Origin of the sequence: Microbacterium sp. 18062, assembly GCF_902706225.1 — a bacterium.
In the GTDB taxonomy this organism is placed as follows: Bacteria; Actinomycetota; Actinomycetes; order Actinomycetales; family Microbacteriaceae; genus Microbacterium.
The window spans coordinates 33,847-54,853 of record NZ_CACSKB010000005.1; the positions used below are offsets into that span (position 1 = coordinate 33,847).

A 21,007-nucleotide genomic window follows, 5' to 3' on the forward strand; every position below is an offset into this window, starting at 1 on the left:
CAGGGCCAGACTGTCAGCACTGTGCGTCGCTTCGGCGGCGAGGCGCGCTTTGCCTTCCCATGCCGGACATGCACGGCCCGAACTGCCCGAACTCCGGCGCCTCCGGGTTGCGGCCGAAGTCAGACACGTCGAGCATCTGCGTCTCGGTGCGGCGTGTGCCGTAGGCGTAGGTGGTCTTGAAGATCGTCGCGTCGCGGAACGCGGCCATCCACCCCTTCTTGCCTTGGGAGCGCTTCAGCTCGACCTGCTCGTCGGCGTAGTCGAACAGATCCTGCAGCTCGCGCCGGGTGAATGGTCGCTTCGCAGGCTCTGACTCGACGTCCGCGACGTGCTGCGCGGAGTTGACGTCGGTGATGATCTGCACCGGATGTGTGTCGAAGCGACGCATGCACTCGTCAGCCCAGCCGTATGCAGGGTCGAGTGCGAACGAGCAGAAGCCGCGCACCGCGACCTGGTAGCCGCGCACCGTGGAGCGCGTGCAGTGGTGCACCGCGCGCAGATCGGCGAACCACTCGTCCGCGTGCAACGCCGTCCACTCCCACGGGAACGTCGCGGCGTGCGCCTGGAAGGCGCGGACCTGCCGCTCCCGCGCCTGAACCGTCGAGCGGGCGAGATTCCGGGCGAGCCCCTGGTTCCGCCAGCCCTCCAACATCGCCTCGAACACCTGCTCGTCCGGGCGCAACAACGCGACCGAGTCCAGCAGCACCAGCCGGGCAGAGCCAGCCAGAGCTCCCTCATCACCGGCCATGTCATCCCTCTCGGTCAATCGCATCTGATGCGAGAATATCGCATTTGATGCGATGCGCAAGAAAAAGTCCCGGTCACGAGTGGAGGTCCCGAAGCGGCGCCGGACGGCTGGGCGCGAGGGCGGCGATCGAGGCTCATCAGATCGTTGATATTCCAGGGGAGAACGGGTCGGGGGGCCGGGGACAACACGGGTGACGGGATCGCATCAGATGCGATTCGTCATCGTCGATCGTTGATTGCCGATCGTGTGGAGCACCTTGAGAGGAGGCTCGGTCGGTCACGACGCCCGCGATAGACGGCGCGAACTCTGGGGCGGCGAGGCATGGGCTTCGCGGGCGTCCGAGTGGGCGTACCTGGCTGGCATCGAGTTCGTCGGGCAACGGCGGCGAACATGCTCAGAGAGCAGGTACTCCATGCCGCGCGAGGTTCCACATGCCTACGGTTCCCACGAGCTTCCTGTCGAGATCGACCGCGATGGGGCAGTGATCCTCGGCGGGGACTCGGTGGGCGTTCTTCCCCGGCTGGCGCCGTCGATCGCAGACGCGCTGGTGACCGACCCGCCGTATGGGCTCGAGTTCAGTGGGCACGCCTGGGACGGAGCATCGGGGTTCGCCGAGTCGCTGCCGGACGTCGATGTATCGGCAATGAGCACACCGGAGGTGTTCGAAGCGTGGTGCGCAGCGTGGGCGCACGGCGCGTTGCACGCACTGAAGCCCGGCGCCCATCTGGCTGCGTTCGGCGGCACGCGCACCTGGCACCGCATGGTGCGCGGGATCGAGAGCGCGGGGTTCGAAGTGCGCGATCAGATTGCGTGGCTGTACTCGTCGGGGATGCCGAAGAGCATGGACCTCGGGTACGCGCTGGACAAGCGCAACGGGGTGCTGCGCCCGGACCGGATGGTGCAGGAGTCGGGCGGCGAGGGTGTGCTCGGTGCAACGCGGCGGGTAGTGCACCAGGGCGCACCGGTGAGCAATGAAGCCCAGCAGTGGGAGGGATGGGGCACGGGGCTGCGGCCATCGTTCGAGCCGATCATCATCGCCCGCAAGCCGATACCAGGGACGGTGGTCGACAGTGTGCGGATGCACGGCACCGGCGCGTTGCACATCGATTCGGCGCGCTTCGGCGACGACGGCCGGTGGCCTGCCAACGCGGCGCTGGATACGGCGCAAGCCGAGTCGCTGGACTTGCTGACGGGATCATGGCGAGGCGTTTCCGCCTCGGCCCGGTTCCCGATCTTCCGTTACGAGCACAAGCCTCCCGGGTCCGAGCGCCCTCGCGCGTTCGGCGTCTCGCACTCGACCGTGAAGCCACTGTCGTTGATGCGCTGGCTGGTGCGTCTGATCACCCCACCCGGCGGCCTCGTCCTGGAACCCTTCGCTGGCTCGGGCGCCACAATCGAGGCGGCGCTAGAGGAAGGGATGCGGGTGGTCGCGATCGAGAAGGACGCGAGCTTCATCCCACTGATTGCGTCTCGCATCGACCGTGTCGAGATGCGTCGCACCGAAGGGTGATGAGGGGTGCGTCGGCGCAGTGACCGGGCTACTTCCCCGGCCACTTGACGCCGTCGCCGGACGGCAACAGTTCGCTGACCTCGAGCTGTAGAGCCTGCGCTAAGCGCACCAGGATCTTCAGTGACGGGTTGGCTGGGGATCCGGGTTTCCAGAACCCACGCTCAAGCTGCTGGTAGTGCGTGCGGGTCAGCCCGGCCTGGTGGGCGAGGTTCTCTTGCGTGACGTTCAACGCGATCCTTCGACGCTGCAGCTCAATCCCGAGGGTCTTGGCGTACTCCTCCCAGGTCGAAGGCACGGTGGAGTAGGACACCTCTCTACGCTGACGAGCGCAACCACCTTCCGTCAGCCAGAAATATCCGGCATAATTTATCTGGCCTCCGGGCACAACCGCTCAGAGCGCCGACCGTCCATCTTGTGAACCTCTCGCGGGTCCATCACGCGAGGGTGAGTCTGGCGGGCAGCCACGGGACGTCGCTGAATCGCGCAAGTCCGTTGCTCAAACACGCATCCTCGCGCGGAGCGCTGGACGGAGCTTGACTGTCGGGTTCGGATCGATAGATGCCGCACCTGCGTCCTCGAGACAACCAAGGGCCTGTCTCTCGGCCAGGTTAGCGGCTACGCGTAACCGGCGGTGACGCGCACCTGACTCTTGCGGTTCGGCGCTCGCCTCCCGAGCCGCGAGAGGAGGCGGACATGATCCAGGCACTACAGGAAACCCTGAGCGCGGTCGGCGCGCACCGCGGCACAATGCGCGACGCCGCCCTGATGTACGCGGCGGCGGGCCTCGACGTGTTCCCCTGCGCCCCGGGCGGCAAGCAGCCACTGACCACACGCGGATACCGCGACGCAACCACCGGCGCGCGCCGCATCCGCGGCTGGTGGGCATGGCAGCCCAAGGCGAACATCGGCATCGCCACCGGGCACGGACTGGACGTGCTCGACATCGACGTGCACGCCGGCGGCGACGGCTACGCCGTCCTCGAACGCCTCCACCGCACGGGCATGGTCACCGGAGCGCTCGCCGCGGTGCGCACCCCGTCGGGAGGCACGCACCTGTACTTCCCCTCCGAGGCCGACCGGCCGCAGCAGACGTGGTCACGCGGCACGAGTCACGTCGACTTCCGCGGCACCGACGGCTACGTCCTCGCCCCGCCCTCGACGGTGATCGATCGGGGCAGACGAGCGGGGTACACGATCCTGACGCTCAACACCGAACCACGCCCGGTCGACGGGGACCGGATACGCGAGCTCCTCACTCCCATCCGGCCACGAGTCACCGTCACCACGGCCCTCGCGGGTTCTGCGCCCGCGGAATCCGAGCGACTCACGCACTGGCTCGGCGCTGCCGTGGAGGGCAACCGCAACGCGAGCCTGTTCTGGGCGGCGTGCCGACTGGCCGAACACGGCATCGACGAGCAGGGCATCCACGATCTTCTGGATCGGCCAGCGCTCGGTGTCGGGCTCGGCGCACGGGAGATCGACGCGACCATCCGATCTGCGTGGCGCACAGTTCAGCTCACACCCGCTGCGGACGCTGGGGGCCGATCAGCTGGCCCAGTCCCGGGAGCCGTGCGGCGATGAGCTCGCCCGCCGCGCCCCGCACCGCCTCACTGACGGATGCAGGTGTGGCCGGGCCCGCGACCGGGGTGCCACGGTTGGTGATCGCCAGCAGCGTCACCGGCACACTGGTGCTCGCGCTGGGCGCGTTCTGGCTGTCGTTCACTACGTTGCAGGATCTGGCGATCATGGCCGGGATCCCCGCCGGCCAGGCGTGGGTGTGGCCGCTGATCGTGGACGGGGTGATCCTCGAAGCGACCATCTCCGTTGTCGCGCTACGCAACCAGGCACCCGCGGCGCGGCGCTACGCCTGGCTGCTGCTGGCATCCGGCGCCGGCGTGTCCGTGGCGGCGAACATCACGCACGCGATCGTCGCCGCCGACGCGCGCGTACCCGCCGTGGTCGCTGCCCTGGTCGCCTCGGTGCCCCCGCTGGTGCTGCTGGCCATGACCCACCTGACCGTCGAGCTCACCCGCAACGCCGCCCCGCCTCACGCCGCTGGCATGCCCACGACCCGACCGGACGAGCGCGCAACAGCGAAGCCAGCGCGCACGCGCACGGCGACTAGCCGGTCGGAGCGGGCTCGCGGTGACCAGGAGACCCGGGAGCAGGCGGCACGGCTCGCGGCCGACGGCGTCTCGCAACGGCAGATCGCGACACAGCTGGGCGTGCACCCGACCACGATCGGCCGCTGGCTGGCCGCACCTGACGAAGACAAGGAAGGAGATTCCCCATGACCGACCCCACACCCTCGGAACCCGCAAGCAGCGGGACCCCACCCGAGCACGACCAGCACGATCAGCACGACAGCGAGCGCGTGGACCCCGACGGCGCGCATGTCATCGCCCGCCACGGTGACCCGAGCGTTGCCCGCACGGCGACACCGGCAGGACACGAGGAGACCCATGTCGACTGGGTTCGTCCCACCGACATGGCCGCCCGCGCCGGCGCCCGTGTGATGGAGAAGACCGCGGACCTGAACCAGGACGTCCACGAGCTCGTCCGCCAAGCATCCCGCGACGGCGCGGCCCGCATCCGCCGTGCGCTCTCGCACCGCGAGGTGGACCTGACCCCGGATGCGCCGACCAGCCCCGCGCAGCCCGTGCTGGGCAGGCAGGGGGTGAGCCGGTGACCTCTGCCTGCCCGGGCAGCCACCCGACGCCCGGCCCCGCATCCACCTTCTGACCAACCATCTTTCCGTCGCCACAGCGCGGCGGCACCACTCACCGCGGCAGCCCGTGTGCATCGCGGCGCGGCTCAGTGACGCCTGAAACCAGCGCTCCGCGCGGAGGCACTCGCCTCCGGGGAGGGCGCGGCGGGTCATTCAGCGGATGCGGGTTCATACCTCGCTTGCACCCAGATCCGTTGAGGGAGTCGCTATGCATGATCCATTCGTCCCGGACGCCGACCACGCCGGTCCGGACTTCACCACACCGGAGGGCCTGCGCCAGGTCCTCCTCGACCTGAACACCCACAATGCGTGGGCGACCAGCTCGGTGGCCGCCGAGCTCATGGTCTACGCCACCGCGAAGTACACCCCGGTCGCCCGTGCCTGGCACCGCGACCCGGCCGACGCCGCCTATGAGGCCTTCATCGCCATGCGGCAGCGCACGACCGTGAAGGCAGACGACCCGTGGGCGGTGGTGACCCGCGCGGTCGCGCTCGGCATCGCCGCCGAGGTCCACGCCGACCGGGACATGACCAGCCAGGACAAGGCCCGCCGCCCCTCGAAGCGTCCCAACGAGGAGCCCGTGCGCGCCGGGCACTACGAGGAGTTCTTCTACGACGTCCACCCCCACGCCACCGAGCTCGTTGGCAGCGCGGGCCGGGACGATGACGGGTCCGCGGACCCGGTGATTCGCACCGTGTGCGTGTTCCTCGTCGTCGCCGGGTGGCCCGCCCGCCAGGTCGAGCAGGCCGTGGACTACATCGCGCACCGCGTCGCGTCGCTGTCCTCGGGCGAGTCGGCCGTCGACATCGTCTCCAAGGACCTCAGCATTGCCGTCCGCTTCGGCTACCGCCGCGACGAGTGGGCCGAGCTCGTGCGCCTGCTCGTCGGAGTTCCCGCCGGACGCCGCCGGTCCGGACGGCACGGGCTGCTCGCGCGGGTGCTGCTCGGTGACGACGTCGCGGAGCTGCTCTCCGATGGCGCCCTGCTGGACGTGGCCCGCCGGATGGCGCCCGTACCTGACGTGCGGGAAGGACGGTGAGCGGCTATGGCGCGGGGGCACTTGCTCATGGAGCAGGCGATCGGTCAGATCCGCCGCGGCTCCCAGTACCGACGCGACCCGGACGAGGACCTCGACGAGCTGTGCGGATCGTTGGAGCGGGTCGGGATCCTCAACCCGCCGGCGATCACCGAGGGCTCCGTGTTGATCACGGGGAACCGGCGGCTGGCAGCGATGGAACGCCTGGGCTGGCGGGTCACCCCGGTGTGGGTGGTGCCGGACGTGTCCGACAAGCTCTCCTACGTCCTCGCGATCCGCGACGAGCAGACCCTGCAGAAGGCCCTGAAGCCGTTGGAGCAGGCGGAGCTGTACGAGGAGCTGAAGGCTCTCTATGCAGAGGATGCGCAGCGTCGCGACGCCGCCACGCGGTTCGGTTCTCCGGACCGTAATGACCGCGTCGCCGAGGTGAGAGACGGGGGTGCCGAATCGGCACCCCCGTCCGGAGGAGGCAAAGTACGGGTCCAGGCCGCGCGTGCGGTCACGGGGCGGGACTCGCGGACCATGCTCGAGCAGATCAACGAGCTGCGCCGCATCGCCGCGGACGATCTCGAGGACCCATATGTGCGGCAGGAAGCAGCCGAGGCGCTGATCGAGCTGAACACCGACGGAAAAGTCAACGGCCGCTACCTGCACGTCAAATCCGCACAGAACCTCGCCGGGATCCGTCGCGCTGCCGACGACCCCGATGCCCCAGAGACGGTGCGTGCGTCGGCGAAGCAGGAGCTGCAGACCCTGGAGAAGCTGGAGCAGCCCGCGGAGGTCGCGAAGGAGTCCAGCCTGGCGCTGGCCCGCCTGACGCAGCTGCGCGAGAGCGCGGGCACGGCCGAGCGGATCGGGTGGAAGGATGCGGACCCGCTGCTGCGCGAGAAACACCAGATCCGCAAGCTCGTCGACCTGCTGCGCCGCGAGCACGGCTGGTGGGACCGGTTCGACCCGACCGACTTCGGCCGCCACGCCGAACCCGACCAGTGGGAGCTCGTGGACACCTACATCACGGCGGCCGCGACGTTCCTGGCGACGGCGCGCACGGCGCGGGAGGAGACGGCTGATGCCGACGTTTGAGGATCCGGCGCAGGACGCGGACGAACTCGGTGAAGCTGCCCGCGGGCTCGCGTACGCCACGCGGCACATCTCCGTCCCCGAGGACACCTACCGGGTGCTGGGCTCGATGCACTATGCGCTGACGAGCGTGCAGCAGTCGCTTCGGCAGCTGGCGGACTGGCACGAACGGCGCAGCCCGTTCGCGGCGACCGACGACGGCAACCGCACGGCCAGCCAGGAGCACGCGGCCAAGGCATCTGGCTGGCTGACGATCGCCGCCGCATCCATGGACCAGGTCGTCCAGCTCGTCATGGCCGCACAGAGTGAGAACGGCCGGATCGCCTGGCAACCCGAGCCCAGCCCCTTGGACCGAGTGCTGCAGGAACGATCCGCCTCCCTCGACCCGGAGACCCCGGCGACCGGCGAAGCGCGGGAGGACGCGAGGCGCCGGCTGCAGTGACCTGCGCGGGGTGCGCACCTGATCAGAGCCAGACGACTCGGACAGGAGGCACCTCGTCATGACCGACCCCGCCACCACCGGCCCAGACCGCGCCCGCCGACTGCGGCTGATCATCTCCCTCGCCGCCGCCGGCATCATCCTCGCCATCCTGACCGGCATCGGCATCTACGGACTGGTCACCGGCCCGGCCACATCCCGGCCCGGTCCCACCGAGCCGACCGGGCCGACGGTCCCGGGGCCGACGGTCCCGTCCTCACCGACGACGGGACCGGCGGAGCTTCCGCCCCTGCCCGAAACGACGAATCCGGAACGGTTCGCGGAGGCCGCAGCGGAGGCTCTGTTCGTCTGGGACACGTTCACCACGTTCGCGCCCGATGATCATCGGGCGGTGCTGCTGGCAGCCGCGGACCCGTCCGGAACGGAGACGCCCGGGCTGATCAGCGACCTGTCGAACTACCTGCCCTCGGCGGCGACATGGCGAGATCTGCAGGAGTACCGCACCGCGCAGTGGATCGACATCGACCGCCTCTACGTCCCCGACCAGTGGTACGAGGCCGTCGCTGCCGCCGACGGGCAGCTCGCCGACGGACTCATCGCCTACACGGTCGAGGGCACCAGGCACCGGGAGGGCGTCTGGTTCGACGAGCAAGTCACCTCCCAACATGCGGTGGCGTTCACGATGTTCCTCTCCTGCCCGCCGGCCACCGACCGGTGCGTGCTACTGCGCCTGTCGCAGCTGGACAACCCGCTGCGCTGAGACAGGAGCGGCGTGATGAAGAAGGCTCTGCTGCTCCTGCTCGTCGGGGTGCTGTTCGCGCCGATGCTGTCGCTGATCGGCGTCGGGGTGCTGGTGAACCCCGCGGTGACGAACCAGGCGATGTGCATCGCCAGCGGCGTCGTCCTTGGCCCGGTCCCAGACTCGCTGGAGGTCACCACGCGTGACGGGACGACGTTCACCCTGAAACGTCAGCAGCTCACCCACGCGGCCACGATCACCGAGACCGGCGCCCGCACCCCCGGGGTGGGACGGGACGGGATCATCATCGCACTGATGGCCGCGCTGACCGAGTCCACGCTGCGGCAGCTGGCGAACACCGGTGCCTACCCCGAGTCGGGCGAGTTCCCCAACGACGGCAACGGGTCGGATCATGACTCGCTCGGGCTGTTCCAGATGCGGCCCGTGGCGGGGTGGGGCACGGTCGCCGAGCTCATGGACACCGGCTACCAAGCGCGCGCGTTCTACGGCGGGCCGGATGGTCCGAACTACCCGTCGCCGCGGGGTCTGCTGGACATCCCCGGGTGGCAGCAGATGGACAAGGGCGAGGCCGCCCAGGCGGTCGAGGTCTCCGCCTACCCGGACCGATACCAGAACTACGAACCCGTCGCCCGAGCCATCCTGCAAGCCCTCACCCCGGGAGGCGGCAGCGGCGGGTCCGGTGTGCCGGGCGATGCGAGCATCCCGGAGACCACGGGCCTGGTGTTCCCGCTGCCCAACGGCACCTACACGCACACCTCGGACTTCGGATGGCGCAGCGACCCGTTCACCGGCGAGAGAAGCTTCCACGCCGGCACCGACTGGGCCGCCGCCGACGGCACCCCGATCTTCGCCCTCGCCGACGGCGTCGTCACCTACGCCGGGATGGTCGGGGGCACTTCGGGGCAGATCACGATCGAGCACACCATCGATGGGGAACGCATCGCGAGCGTCTACATCCACATGTGGGCGCACGGCATCCACGTCCAGGCCGGTGACCGCATCGCCGCCGGGCAGCACATCGGCGACGTCGGCTCCAGCGGCCGATCCACCGGCCCGCACCTGCACTTCCAGCTGCACCCCGGCGGCGCGGGCGCCTCCCCGGTCGATGCGATCCCGTGGCTGGCCGACCACGGCGTTGAAGGCCTCGATGCTCCAACCAGCGGCGGCCCGGGCTGCGCCTTCTAGGACTGGACCGCCCGGGCCGGGTGCGCACCTGTGCGGTGAGAAGCCTGCTGTGATGGAGAGGAAACCGCTGTGGATGTGTACCCGGACTTCGACGCCGTCGGCGGCCGCTCGACCCTGATCGGCATCGTCGGAGCCCTGCTGACGATCACGCTGATCGTCGCGGTGCTGATGCTGATCATCTGCGCCATCGTGTGGGCCGTCTCGTCCTCCACCGGCAACATCACCGCCGCCACCCGCGGCCGCGTGGGCGTGTTCGTCTCCATCGGAGCCGCGGCACTCGCCGGCGCTGGGGTGGCATGGCTGAACTTCCTGCTGCGCGTGGGAACGACCCTCTGAGGCGGCCATGCCCGAGACTCAGCCCACCAGTCACCAGCTCGTCCAGATCGTCGAGGAGGAGCACCGCCCCGGCGGTGCGTGGATCTACCACGCCGACCCGGACTGGTCACCCAGTGCCGCGATCGTGTTCCCCGAGCGCATCCTACTGCGGATCACCGCCGCTGCCGGCGATGCCGGATACGTCTGGGGCGTGGAGGAATGGGACGGGCGCGACCAGACCTATCGGCCCGTCCGTGATGGCAGCGGGTCTGCAGCCAGCCCGGCGGAGATGATCGGCATCGCTGCGTCGTTCATCGACGAGGAGAACATCGGCGAACCGCTGCCGGACCACGTACCCGCTGGCCGAAGAGCTGGCCGAACGCATCACCGCCGGCTACCCGGACGCGCGCTGGCGGTCCTACGTCAACAGCGCCTACGGGAACGTGCTCGAGTACCCCGAGCGGCGACGACTGACGTTCTGGGACGAAGCGAACTTCATGGGCTCCATCGACGGCTACACCTGGGTGATGGAGGTCTGGTCAGCCCGCCAACAGGACTGGGTCGAGGTCGAACCGTTCAGCGAAGTCCTCTCGATCACCGAGCTCCGCACTGTCATCAGCACCTTCCACGCCGAGACCGAACGCGACCTCGCCTACGAACGCAGCGCCGGCACCAGTCGGGGCACCGCCGCGGCACCCGTGGGCGAGCTCGCACGGGACGCGGTGAACGCCTCGCACCTGGCGACCCGGCTCACCGAGCAGCTCGCCGCACGCGCCGAGGACCTCGACCCGTCACCGGCGACCACCACCCGTCCGGGGCCGAGTTCGCAGCGCAGCGCTCCTGCGGCGCGACGGCTCGGGCTGTAGCCGTGGGCGTGGGTCCGCACCTGTCGCGATGAGCCCCGCACCGGGTGGGGCGCACTCGTGAAGGAGCCTCGCATGACCCTCATCCTCGACACGCTCACCCAGGCCATGGTCGTGGTGCCGGCGCAGATCGACATCAACCCCAACGACAGCGGGCTGCCGGGCATCGCAGCTCTCCGCACCATCGTGGGCGCCGTGATGACCGTCGGACTCATCCTGTCCGTGCTCGCGCTGATCATCTCCGCCGTGGTGTGGGGCTTCGGCGCCAACAGCTCCAACCCCCACCTGGCCAGCAGGGGGAAGCTCGGCGTGCTGATCTCGTGCGGCGCCGCGATCATCACGGGTGCTGCGGTCACGCTGATCAACTTCTTCTGGAACGTCGGCCAGACCGTCTCCTGACCCGTCCCCACCCACGTACGAGAGGAGGGGAACGGTATGGACGGGATCTGTGACGTCCCCATCATCAGCAACGTCTGCGACGTCGCCGGCGAGACCGCCGCGACACTGATCAGCGCCCCGTTCGACTGGCTCGCCCAAGCCATCGGACAGGCCGCGTCCTGGATGTTCCAAGGCGTCTGGTGGCTGTTCGACACCACCACCCTGGTCGACCTCACCGACCCCGGCTACATCGGCGTGTACAACGTGATCTTCGGGATCGCGGTGTTCATCATGCTGATCTTCTTCTGTCTGCAGCTGATCACCGGCCTCATCCGACGCGACCCGTCCGCACTGTCCCGCGCCGCCCTCGGGCTTGCGCGCAGCGTGCTCGGCTCGTTCCTGGTGCTCACCCTGACCACCACGCTGCTGGAGATCGTCGATCAACTCACTATCGGAGTCATCCAGGCCACCGGCACGACGTTGGAGGAGATGGGCGCGAAGATCGGGCTCCTCGTCGCCGGGCTCACCGCGATCAACCTCAGCGCTCCCGGGGCGGGTGCGATCATCACGATCTTCCTGTCGTTCCTCGCCCTGGCGGCGGCGGCGATCGTGTGGTTCAGCCTGCTGATCCGCAAGGCGCTCATCCTCGTCGGGGTTGTGCTCGCCCCGATCGCCCTCTCGGGCGGGTCGTGGGACGCTACGCGGGGATGGTTCGGGAAGTGGGCCGGGTTCGTGCTCGCGCTGATCTTCTCCAAGCTCGTCATCGCGGTGGTGTTCCTCGTCGCGATCAACCAGACCAACGCGCCGATCGACTTCGACCTGGCCTCGATCGCCGACCCGGTCGCGGGGATCGTGCTGATGTTCGTCGCCGCGTTCGCGCCGTACATGGTCTACAAGTTCATCGCGTTCGTCGGATTCGATGCCTACCAGGTCATGTCCGCCGAGCAGGAGTCCAAGCAGTCCATGAACCGGCCCGTGCCGCTCCCCGGCAGGCCCGACGGACCGGCCCCGAAGCAGGTCCTCGACGGCGCCGGCGACCAGGGCAGCGGAGGTGGTGGTGGTTCGGGACCGACGACCGCGCCCGCGACCGGCAATCCGACCCCCGGCGGCGAGGCCGCGGGCGGCAGCGCATCTGCCACAGCGAGCGGCGGAGGATCAGCCGCCGCGGGCGCGGGAGCCGGAGCGGGGGCTGCGGCGGGACCCATCGGTATCGCTGCAGTCGCCGGAGCCAAGGTCGCCAAGGGGTCCGCGGAGGCGGGCCCGAAGCTTGGCGGCATGGTCGGGCGCAGCGCCGAAGGCCACGCCAGTGCGGCGCAAGAGGGCCAGACGCCGCCACCGGCGGGCCAACAGCGACCCGACCAGCAGCAATCCCCCTCTCCGTCCCAGCCCGCCACGCCCGCGCAGCAGGCCACACCACTGGCGACCGCACCGGCCACGAACGCCGCCGGCTCGGCGCAGCCCCCGGCGAACGCACAGTCACAGCAGCGGGCCGAGCGGGCGCAGTCGCAGACGCCGGCGACGGAGCCGCAGCAGTCGACCCCACCGGAGCGACGCACCTCACCACCACCAGCGGCGCCGCCCCCGACGGATCCGGGCAAGCGGTAACCGCCCTCATCGGACACGTCGAGAGGAGGTGAACCGCCCGCCCAGAAGCGGCGGCGCATCCACGACTCGGTCAGCTGTAGCGACCTGACCAGAGCCCGGAGCGTCGCCGCTTCTGCACGTCCACGGACGGTGCCGGGCGCGTACCTGGCAGACGACCACACCCGCATGCGTCGTCTGAAGGAGCGCCATGGCCACCACCGACTATGAGCTGAGCCCGGTGAAGTTCTCCCGGCTCACCACCCGCGGCATCATCCTGGGCCTGTCCCTGTCGCAGGTGATCGCCCTCGCCACCGGCGCGGTCGTCTTCATCGCCGCTCTGTACTCCGGTGGTCCCGCCGCCCGCTACACCGCTCCGGTGTGGCTGACCTTCGCCGCGCTCGCGGTGGTCGGGGTCGGCGGGCGGAAGCTGATCGAGTGGGTGCCGATCACCGGGCACTGGGTCTGGCGCAAGGCCGCTCGGCAGACCGCGTACCGGCGCCGGATCGTCAAGCCACGCCCCGCCGGCACTCTCGCGCTGCCTGGAGACGCGGCCGCGCTCCGCCAGTACGAGGACCCGGAGTTGGGGGCGGTCATGGTGCACGACCCGCACGCGCAGACCCTCACCGCGGTGCTCGAGGTGACCCACTCCGCGTTCGTGCTGATGGACCCCGGTGAGCAGGAGCGGCGCGTGCACGGGTGGGGTCGGGTGCTGTCCACCGTGTGCCGCTCGGGGCGAATCGCCCGCGTGCAGGTGCTCGAGCGCACCGTCCCGGACTCCGGATCGGGGCTGTCGCAGTGGTGGACCGAGCACGGCCGAGATGACGGGTCCTGGGTCGCGCAGACCTACGCCGAGCTCATCGAACGCGCCGGCCCCGCCGGGGAACGCCACATCACCACCCTGTCCCTGTCGCTGGACATGAAGGCCGCCGGTCGGCAGATCCGCTCCGCCGGCGGCGGCATCAAGGGCGCGGCCGAAGTGCTGCGGCAGGAGATGCACACCCTGGTCACCGCGCTGCGCGCCGCCGACCTGAAGCCCTCCGACTGGTACACCCCCGGAGATCTCGCGGTGATGCTCCGCACCGCTTACGACCCCCAGGTCGCCGCCACGCTCGACCGGGCCGGGGACATCGGCCGCGACCTGGCCGCTGCCGGCCCGGTCGCGGTCGAGGAGACCTGGGGCCGGTTACGGTCGGATTCCGCCCACCACGCGGTGCTGTGGGTCTCCCAGTGGCCCCGGTCCCAGGTGTACCCGGGGTTTCTCGCGCCGATCCTGCTCTCCAGCGGTATCCGCCGGGCGGTGACGCTGCTGTACGACCCGGTGCGGTCCGACCAGGCGGCCCGCGACATCCGCAAGAAGAAGACCGAGTACGTCTCGGACGCCGCGCAGCGGCAGCGGATCGGGCAGATCGAGGACGCCTCGCAGTCCGCGGAGTACCAGGACGTGCTCCAGCAGGAAGCCGACCTCACGGCCGGGCACGGGGTGCTCCGCTACACCGGGCTGGTCGCCATTTCCGCTTCGAGCGTCGACGAGCTCGAGGCCGCGGTCGCCGCGATCGAGCAGGCGGCGATCCAGGCCTCGTGCGAGACCCGGCTGCTGGTCGGGCAGCAGGCGCAGGCGTTCGTCGCCGCCGCGTTGCCGCTGGGCCGCGGGCTCTGACCCGTACCTCACCACCGGAACCACAGGCAGCAGAAGGGAACGGTGCGCGCATGGGCACGGATGACACGCGCAGGAAGCTGTACTCGACCGTCCTGGTCGAAAACGGCAAAGGCGACCGCAAAGCACGACGTCAGCTACAGCGAGCGGCCCGGCAAGTCCTCGCGCAAGACCAGGCGACCATCCGCGCGGAGGCCAAGGCCCGGTACGAGGCCGAACGCGCCGAAGCACGCGCCACGACCTACCTGCCGCGCGGCGGTGAAGCGGGACCGGCCGCGCTGCGATCCCCGCGTCGCTTCCGCGTCCCCGCCCACCAGGACACCTCGGCCACGCTGCAGGGCGCGTACCCGTTCCTCGCCGAAGGCGGCCTGGGTGCGGACGGCGTGTTCGTCGGTCAAGACCTCTACAGCTCCGGCTCGTTCGTCTACGACCCCTGGGTGCTCTACCAGCGCGGCATCATCACCGCCCCCAATCTCGTCCTCGCCGGCATCGTCGGATCGGGCAAATCCAGCCTCGCCAAGAGCCTCTACACGCGATCGATCCCGTTCGGACGCCGCGTCTACGTGCCCGGCGACCCGAAGGGAGAGCACACCGCGATCGCCGAAGCCGTTGGCGGGAAGGCCATCATTCTTGGGCACGGAATGGGCAACCGTCTCAACCCGCTGGACGAGGGCTACCGTCCCGGCGGACTCACCGACCACGAATGGTCGACCACCGTCGCCGCCCGCCGCCGCGATCTCATCGGCGCCCTCGCGGAGACCGTCCTTGAACGAGCGCTGACGCCGCTGGAACACACCGCGATTGACGTCGCCCTCCGAGCCACCGTCGCGCAGAGCTCCGTGCCGATCCTGCCGATGGTCGTCGACCGCATCCTCGCCCCAGATAAGGCCGAGGACAGCGACAGTCGTCTGGCCGAAGACGGACGCATCGTCGGGCACGCGTTGCGGCGCCTGGTCGCCGGGGATCTGCAAGGTCTCTTCGATGGCCCCTCCACGGTCCGGTTCGACCCGACGCTGCCGATGATCTCGCTGGACCTGTCCCGCGTGGTGGAGAACTCGACCCTGATCAGCGTCCTCATGACCTGCTCATCGGCGTGGATGGAGTCCGCGCTTCTGGATCCGAACGGCGGACAGCGGTGGGTCGTCTACGACGAAGCGTGGCGACTCATGTCGCACCCTTCCCTGCTGCGCCGCATGGACGCCCACTGGCGGCTCGCCCGCCACTACGGCATCGCAAACCTCCTCATCTTCCACAAGCTCACCGACCTCGAGAACGTTGGCGACCAAGGCTCCGCCATGCGAGCCCTCGCGTCCTCGCTGCTCGCCAACGCCGAGACCCGGATCATCTACCGGCAAGAATCCGACCAGCTCGGCGTCACCGCGCAGGCACTGGGACTGACCGGCACCGAACGGAAACTGCTGCCCTCCCTGGGCACCGGCCAAGGCCTCTGGCGAATCAAGGAATCCTCATACGTCGTGCAACACCAGCTGCACCCTGCCGAGTTGCAGGCCTTCGACACTCGATCTCGAATGCTCGATCCCGCCGTCGGCACTCGGCCAGGAGCATCCCTCGAGCACGGTGTAGGAGGCGGGCTGTGATCGGTCGTGGACGCCAGCGTAGGCCGCCGGGGCCGGTGCCGCCGGTGCTGCCGCAGATCATCGCCGAGGTCGTCTCGGAGGAGCACGTCGTGCTCACCGTGAACGGCAAACGCCTACCCGCGACACCGACGCCTCGTGACGAGCTCGGACAGGCGATCGCCGGGCTGGTGGCCCGGTTCGCCAGCCCGACGCGCGTCGAGGTGCGCGAGCTGGACGGCAGCTTCTACGCCGACATCCTGACCCCGGACCTGGGTAACCCGGCCATGCTCGACGAGGTTCCGACGCCGCCGCGGCCGGTGCTGGTCGAGTTCACCGCCGAGGGATTCGTCCCCGGTGAGGACGTCGCGATCGCTCTCGTGCTCCGCCACACCTCCGCCGCCGGCAACGGCACCGCACGCGCCCTCCTGGACCGCGCCGAGCACGCCGCCGTGACCGGGGAGGTCGTGCTCCTGGGCCGGATCTCCGGCACCACCGCAGTTCGCCGCATCGACTGAACGTCCGCACCTGGTTCCTGAGCTCGCCGAGCGGCGGCGGGCTCAGGAAGGACCGCACGATCATGCCTCCCACTGCCGGGCCACGGCCCGCGAACGACGCGCTCATGAACGTTGCCCTCGGTGGCCTCGTGGCCGTCGTCGCGTTCGGCGGGGTCCTCGGTCTCGCCGGCAGCATCGCCGCGTACCTCACCGGCCACCCGCAGCCCACCGCGGGCATCACCGACGGGCTCGGCGTGCTCGCCGCCCCCGCCGACCCGGGCGCAGTCCTGGGCACCCCGGGCCTGAACCCCTACGCCTACTGGGCAGTGGTTGTCCTGTTGCTGGGCATCCTCGCGACCGCGGCGCTGTTCGTGTTCCGCGCGATCCGCGCAGCCCGGTCCACGACCAACCCGAACCACCTGGCCGGCACCGCGAGCGGCGCGGAGATCGCCCGCGTCGCGTCACCACGGGCACTGGTCAAGCGCGCGAGCACACTGCGGCCTTCGGTCACCGCCAAGCCCGAGCCGGGCGACGTCGGGTACCTGCTCGGGACGAGCAAGGGCGGCCAGGTCTGGGCGACCGTCGAGGACAGCATCCTGCTGGTCGGGCCTCCACGGTCGGGGAAGGGTCTGTTCGTCCTGATCAACAGCATCCTCGACGCGCCCGGCGCCGTGATCACAACGTCCACCCGTCCCGACAACCTCACTGCGACCCTGCGTGCGCGGGAGCGCAAGGCGCCTGTCGCGGTCTTTGATCCGCAGCAGCTCGCCCCGGGCCTGTCCGCCGGGATGCGGTGGTCGCCGGTTAGGGGCTGCCAGGACCCGCTGACCGCGATGATCCGCGCCAAGGGCCTGGCCACCGCGACTGGCTTCGGGGGCGTTCAGGATGCCGGCTTCTGGGAAGGCAAGACCACCGCCGCCATCCAAGCCTTGCTGCACGCTGCCGCGCTCGATGGCCGCGACGCGAGAACCCTCTACCAGTGGGCGCTCAACCCCACGTTGGCCGGGGACGCTGTGCGGATCCTGTCCACTCATCCGGGAGCTGCGGACGGATGGGCGGACTCGCTCGATGCGATGGTGCAGGCCGACCCCCGGACGCGGGACTCGATCTGGCAAGGCGTGTCCCTCGCCCTCGCGTCCCTGGCCGATCCGCGCGTGCTCGACGCCGTCTCACCAGCGCCGGGTGAGGAGTTCGACCCGGAGTCGTTCCTGCGTGACGGGGGCACGCTGTACCTGCTCGCCACGGGAGCGGGGGCCGGGGCGTCGGCGGCACTCGTCGCGGCGTTCATCGAAGACCTCGTCGAGGCGGCACGGAAGATCGCCGCAAGGTCGCCCGGCGCACGGATGGACCCGCCACTGCTACTTGCCCTCGACGAGATCGGGAACCTGTCGCCGTTGCCGTCGCTTCCCACGCTCATGGCTGAGGGAGGCGGCACCGGGATCACGACTCTGCCCGTGCTCCAGTCCCTGGCGCAGGCGCGTGAGAAGTGGGGCGAGAACAACGCCAACGCGATCTGGGACGCCTCCATCGTCAAGATCATCCTCGGCGGCGCCTCCAACTCCCGCGACCTGCAAGACCTCTCCACGCTCATCGGCGACCGCGACGAGACCACCGACAGCGTCACCACCGACGCCTACGGCTCCCACTCGACCCAACGATCGGTCCGGCGCCTCCCAATCCTGCCACCCGACGTCCTGCGAACCCTGCCCTTCGGTACCGGCATCGTCATGCTCCGCACCGCCCGACCCATCATCACCAACCTGCGGGCCTGGCCCCGCCGCCGGGACGCCGACCAGCTGCGGAGCGACCGCACCGAGATCGAGCGGCTCCTCCGCGCCGGCGCCTGAACACGCGGTCGCAGTTCGTACCTGAGTTGTGACCCCGCATGAGCGGGCGAGCCGATCAGACCCTGAAGGAGGGTTCATGGCCATTCCCACCCGCGAGGCCCTGTCGGGGTTCATCGCGACCGACCCGCAGCTGACCGAGACTGCGACCGGCGGGCACAGGCTCTATGCCCGCGTCGGCATCGAGCAGTTCGAACGCAACGAGGACGGCTCGTTCACGCAGCTGGACTCGGAGTTCACCAACCTCGTCATGTTCGACAAGGCCGCCGAACGCGCGGCGGAGAAGTTCCAGAAGGGCGACAACTTCATCGCCGAGGGCCGCACCAACATCCACGAGTACCAGGGCGAGCAGCGCGAACAGTTCATCGCCTCCCGCATCGGCCACGACAACAACCGCACCACCTACACCGTCGACCGATCGCGCCAGGAGCGCCCGAGCGCGGACCGTGAGGCGCCAGAGCGGGCAGCCGGGGAACGAGACCCGGCCGCTGTCGCGCTCGCCCAGCGCGAGCAGGCCCTCCAGCCCGAGACAGCCGCCGCAGGCGGCGTCGTCCAGGCCGATCGCGCAGCGGTCGCCCGATGAGCCGGGTGCCGCCGGCGGCCCCGCAGCCACCCGCCGGCGGCACCCTTCCCGTTTCCGCTCTGCGGATGTAAAGGATCGCTATGCCCGACACGACTGACCCGGAGGTGCCGCTTCCGGACGATCCCGGCGACGAGGTACGCCGCATCGTCGAGGAGCAGTACACCCAGCACATCAACGACGTCCTCGGCGAGGTGCCCCGCCCGATCAACTGGCGCACCTTGCCCCCGGAAGATCTGGAGCACGAGTTGCTCGAGCTCAACGCCTGGGTCGACTGGCTCCGACACGAGTACGGGCTGCCCGCCCAGATCATCCCGCCGATGTGGCACCGCCACCCCGAGCTGCTCTGGGAGCTGTCCGCGCTCCGCCAGCACTGGCTGTTCAGCTACGACCCGCAAGCCAAGGGGAACCAGGCCCTCGCCTGGCACCACGATTTCGGCCTAGCCCGCGAACGGCTCCGCGACTGGGTCACCATCTCCGGCACCCGCCTGGACCGCGACCGGCCCACCCGCATCACCCCTTGGCCCGGTGGTGAAGCCGCGGGCTGGGCGGAGCCCGACACCACCGACCGGCCCGTGACCGAGCGCACCGAGGACTTCCTCGCCTTCGTGGAGGAGCAGATCCGCGTCCGGCAGCAGCAGCAGGACGCGACGATCCAGGAGATCGTGAACACCGACTGGAGCGACCGGCCATGAGCGAGACGATCGCCGAGTCGAACCTGGTGTCGCCGCTGCTCGACAGCAGAGAGGTCGCCGCCTACCTGAAAGTCTCGGAGGCGACGTTGTCGCGGTGGCGCACCGACAAGAAGGGACCCCCGTTCCTGCGGATGGGCGGGATCACCCGGTACCGGGTCGATGATGTCGAGACGTGGCTCGCGTCGCTCTCCGCCGATGAGCACAGCTGAGAGCGCCCCGGCCGTCCCTCCCTTCGGGGTGAAGGTCACCACAGACCTCGAGTACCGCGCCTCCGGCATCCGGGCACGGGCGCGCTGGATCGACCCGCAGACCCGACGGCGCATCGTACGCGCACTCGTCGTACCCGACGAGGAGGCCGCCGATGCGTTCTTCAGCGATCTGCTGAAGTCCTCCGAGATCGGCATCGACCGCCGCATCACCTTCGCGGACTACCTGGCGACCATCGGAGACCGGTGGACGCGCGGCCTGGACCCGACCTCGACCGCCGACGGTTACCAAGTCGGCCTGCGTCTGCGCGTGCTTCCCGCACTCGGGCACCTGCCGCTCTCGCAGATCACGGCCGGGATGATCGATCGCACCATTGACGACTGGGAGAAGGTGCACTCCGCCTCGACGATCAAAAACAGCATCGCACCGCTCGTTCGCGTGCTCGACGAGGCCGTGCGCGACGACGTGCTCGCCAGCAACCCCGCCCGCAACAGGTCCCGCCGCAGCCTCGGCAAATCCGCCCTCATCATCCCCGCCGAACACACCTCGCCTCGCGCCCACGCCCTGCCCGACCTCGCCACGCTGAACCGGCTCGCCGAAGCCTGCGCACAAGTGCATCAGAGCTACTCGGACTTCGTCATGCTCTGCGCACTCCTCGCCTCCCGAGGTTCCGAGATCGCAGGGCTCCGCGTGGGCGACGTCAACACGGAGACAAACATCGTGACCATCAAACGGCAGACCTACCCCGGATCCGGCGGCCTGGTCACCAAGCAGACCAAAGGACGGGCGGCGCGCCCGGTCCCGATCCTGAACGCGCTCAAGCCAGTCCTGGAGCGTCTGACCGCAGACCGCGAGCCCGACGAGCGGCTGCTGCGCGGACCCCGCGGCGGCGTCCTGACCACAGCGAGCGTACGCGACGCGACCAAATGGGACGCCCTCGTCACCGAGCTCGGGCTGCCCTCACTCACCCGACACGGGCTCCGACACACCGGCGCGACCTGGATGGCCGACGCGGGCATCCCCCTGCACGTGCTGCAACGCATCCTCGGCCACAAATCCATCGAGACCACCCGCGGCTACCTACACCCCGACACCCGCCACCTCGCCTCCGCCGCGGAACAGGCCAACGCATTCCTCGACGCCCAAGAACAGCGGCCAACGCCCTCCCGGACCTCCGGCGCGACGCGGACCTCACCGCACCGGTGATCCGCCTCACGAGCCGCGAATGGGGCGCCGGTGTCCCGGCTGTGTCCCGGCGCGTGGCAACGCACCCACTCGTGGACATCGCGACGCAACGGAACCCAGTCCACGAAGGTCCCCATAAACCCTC

General features: G+C 69.8%; 23 protein-coding genes. 21 read left to right on the plus strand and 2 right to left on the minus strand.

The genetic code is table 11. The features are described from left to right. Window positions 1–13 precede the first annotated feature (13 nt). Entirely contained in the window at window positions 14–748 is a 735-nt protein-coding gene (locus GVL03_RS03085) for a hypothetical protein (RefSeq protein WP_235037995.1), read from the minus strand. Between the two features lie 412 nt (window positions 749–1,160). On the opposite strand from GVL03_RS03085, the gene GVL03_RS03090 reads away from it, so the two are divergent. Then, window positions 1,161–2,258 carry a site-specific DNA-methyltransferase gene (locus GVL03_RS03090; protein ID WP_159499411.1) on the plus strand — a complete coding sequence of 366 codons (1,098 nt, stop codon included), beginning with the start codon at window positions 1,161–1,163 and terminating at the stop codon, window positions 2,256–2,258. 28 nt (window positions 2,259–2,286) lie between these two features. Here the strand turns inward: GVL03_RS03090 and GVL03_RS03095 are convergent, their stop codons facing one another. After that, window positions 2,287–2,568 (minus strand): helix-turn-helix domain-containing protein, encoded by a 282-nt coding sequence (locus tag GVL03_RS03095; RefSeq protein ID WP_159499413.1) that lies wholly within the window; start codon window positions 2,566–2,568, stop codon window positions 2,287–2,289. Between the two features lie 383 nt (window positions 2,569–2,951). On the opposite strand from GVL03_RS03095, the gene GVL03_RS03100 reads away from it, so the two are divergent. The 20 genes from GVL03_RS03100 to GVL03_RS03195 all read left to right on the plus strand — a co-directional run bounded on the left by GVL03_RS03100 (window position 2,952) and on the right by GVL03_RS03195 (window position 20,883). Continuing rightward, window positions 2,952–3,839 (plus strand): bifunctional DNA primase/polymerase, encoded by an 888-nt coding sequence (locus GVL03_RS03100; protein WP_159499415.1) that lies wholly within the window; start codon window positions 2,952–2,954, stop codon window positions 3,837–3,839. Next, entirely contained in the window at window positions 3,836–4,552 is a 717-nt protein-coding gene (locus GVL03_RS03105; protein WP_159499417.1) for a DUF2637 domain-containing protein, read from the plus strand. The genes GVL03_RS03100 and GVL03_RS03105 overlap by 4 nt, the downstream gene beginning before the upstream one ends. Beyond that, the gene (locus tag GVL03_RS03110) at window positions 4,549–4,947 is read left to right on the plus strand and encodes a hypothetical protein (protein WP_159499419.1); all 399 of its coding nucleotides are present in this window, start codon (window positions 4,549–4,551) and stop codon (window positions 4,945–4,947) included. Before GVL03_RS03105 ends, GVL03_RS03110 begins: the two co-directional genes overlap by 4 nt. 247 nt (window positions 4,948–5,194) lie before the next feature. Next, window positions 5,195–6,025 carry a hypothetical protein gene (locus GVL03_RS03115; protein WP_159499421.1) on the plus strand — a complete coding sequence of 277 codons (831 nt, stop codon included), beginning with the start codon at window positions 5,195–5,197 and terminating at the stop codon, window positions 6,023–6,025. Window positions 6,026–6,031: 6 nt separating this feature from the next. Beyond that, window positions 6,032–7,105: a ParB N-terminal domain-containing protein gene (locus tag GVL03_RS03120; protein ID WP_159499423.1), complete on the plus strand. Its 1,074-nt coding sequence runs from the start codon at window positions 6,032–6,034 to the stop codon at window positions 7,103–7,105. Further along, window positions 7,092–7,544, plus strand: a complete 453-nt coding sequence (locus GVL03_RS03125) for a hypothetical protein (RefSeq protein WP_159499425.1) — start codon at window positions 7,092–7,094, stop codon at window positions 7,542–7,544. Before GVL03_RS03120 ends, GVL03_RS03125 begins: the two co-directional genes overlap by 14 nt. A 58-nt stretch (window positions 7,545–7,602) precedes the next feature. Continuing rightward, on the plus strand, window positions 7,603–8,301 hold the full coding sequence (locus GVL03_RS03130) for a hypothetical protein (protein ID WP_159499427.1): 699 nt from the start codon (window positions 7,603–7,605) through the stop codon (window positions 8,299–8,301). A gap of 15 nt (window positions 8,302–8,316) precedes the next feature. Beyond that, the gene (locus GVL03_RS03135; RefSeq protein WP_159499429.1) at window positions 8,317–9,486 is read left to right on the plus strand and encodes a M23 family metallopeptidase; all 1,170 of its coding nucleotides are present in this window, start codon (window positions 8,317–8,319) and stop codon (window positions 9,484–9,486) included. 69 nt (window positions 9,487–9,555) lie between these two features. Beyond that, the gene (locus GVL03_RS03140) at window positions 9,556–9,822 is read left to right on the plus strand and encodes a DUF6112 family protein (protein ID WP_159499431.1); all 267 of its coding nucleotides are present in this window, start codon (window positions 9,556–9,558) and stop codon (window positions 9,820–9,822) included. A 422-nt stretch (window positions 9,823–10,244) separates the two neighbouring features. After that, window positions 10,245–10,667 (plus strand): hypothetical protein, encoded by a 423-nt coding sequence (locus GVL03_RS03145; protein WP_159499433.1) that lies wholly within the window; start codon window positions 10,245–10,247, stop codon window positions 10,665–10,667. A 72-nt stretch (window positions 10,668–10,739) separates the two neighbouring features. Further along, on the plus strand, window positions 10,740–11,063 hold the full coding sequence (locus GVL03_RS03150) for a DUF6112 family protein (RefSeq protein WP_159499435.1): 324 nt from the start codon (window positions 10,740–10,742) through the stop codon (window positions 11,061–11,063). A 36-nt stretch (window positions 11,064–11,099) separates the two neighbouring features. After that, window positions 11,100–12,647, plus strand: a complete 1,548-nt coding sequence (locus tag GVL03_RS03155) for a conjugal transfer protein TrbL (RefSeq protein ID WP_235037996.1) — start codon at window positions 11,100–11,102, stop codon at window positions 12,645–12,647. A gap of 187 nt (window positions 12,648–12,834) precedes the next feature. Next, entirely contained in the window at window positions 12,835–14,283 is a 1,449-nt protein-coding gene (locus GVL03_RS03160) for an SCO6880 family protein (protein ID WP_159499437.1), read from the plus strand. A gap of 50 nt (window positions 14,284–14,333) precedes the next feature. Beyond that, on the plus strand, window positions 14,334–15,878 hold the full coding sequence (locus GVL03_RS03165) for an ATP-binding protein (protein WP_159499563.1): 1,545 nt from the start codon (window positions 14,334–14,336) through the stop codon (window positions 15,876–15,878). Further along, entirely contained in the window at window positions 15,875–16,372 is a 498-nt protein-coding gene (locus GVL03_RS03170) for a hypothetical protein (protein ID WP_159499439.1), read from the plus strand. Before GVL03_RS03165 ends, GVL03_RS03170 begins: the two co-directional genes overlap by 4 nt. A 104-nt stretch (window positions 16,373–16,476) precedes the next feature. Then, window positions 16,477–18,198: a TraM recognition domain-containing protein gene (locus GVL03_RS03175; protein WP_235037997.1), complete on the plus strand. Its 1,722-nt coding sequence runs from the start codon at window positions 16,477–16,479 to the stop codon at window positions 18,196–18,198. A gap of 76 nt (window positions 18,199–18,274) precedes the next feature. Next, on the plus strand, window positions 18,275–18,778 hold the full coding sequence (locus GVL03_RS03180) for a single-stranded DNA-binding protein (RefSeq protein WP_159499443.1): 504 nt from the start codon (window positions 18,275–18,277) through the stop codon (window positions 18,776–18,778). An 80-nt stretch (window positions 18,779–18,858) separates the two neighbouring features. Next, a complete protein-coding gene (locus GVL03_RS03185) occupies window positions 18,859–19,470 on the plus strand; it encodes a hypothetical protein (RefSeq protein WP_159499445.1) in 612 nt (203 codons plus the stop codon). Next, the gene (locus GVL03_RS03190; protein ID WP_159499447.1) at window positions 19,467–19,679 is read left to right on the plus strand and encodes an AlpA family transcriptional regulator; all 213 of its coding nucleotides are present in this window, start codon (window positions 19,467–19,469) and stop codon (window positions 19,677–19,679) included. The genes GVL03_RS03185 and GVL03_RS03190 overlap by 4 nt, the downstream gene beginning before the upstream one ends. After that, entirely contained in the window at window positions 19,666–20,883 is a 1,218-nt protein-coding gene (locus tag GVL03_RS03195; protein ID WP_200847042.1) for a site-specific integrase, read from the plus strand. The genes GVL03_RS03190 and GVL03_RS03195 overlap by 14 nt, the downstream gene beginning before the upstream one ends. Window positions 20,884–21,007 lie beyond the last annotated feature (124 nt).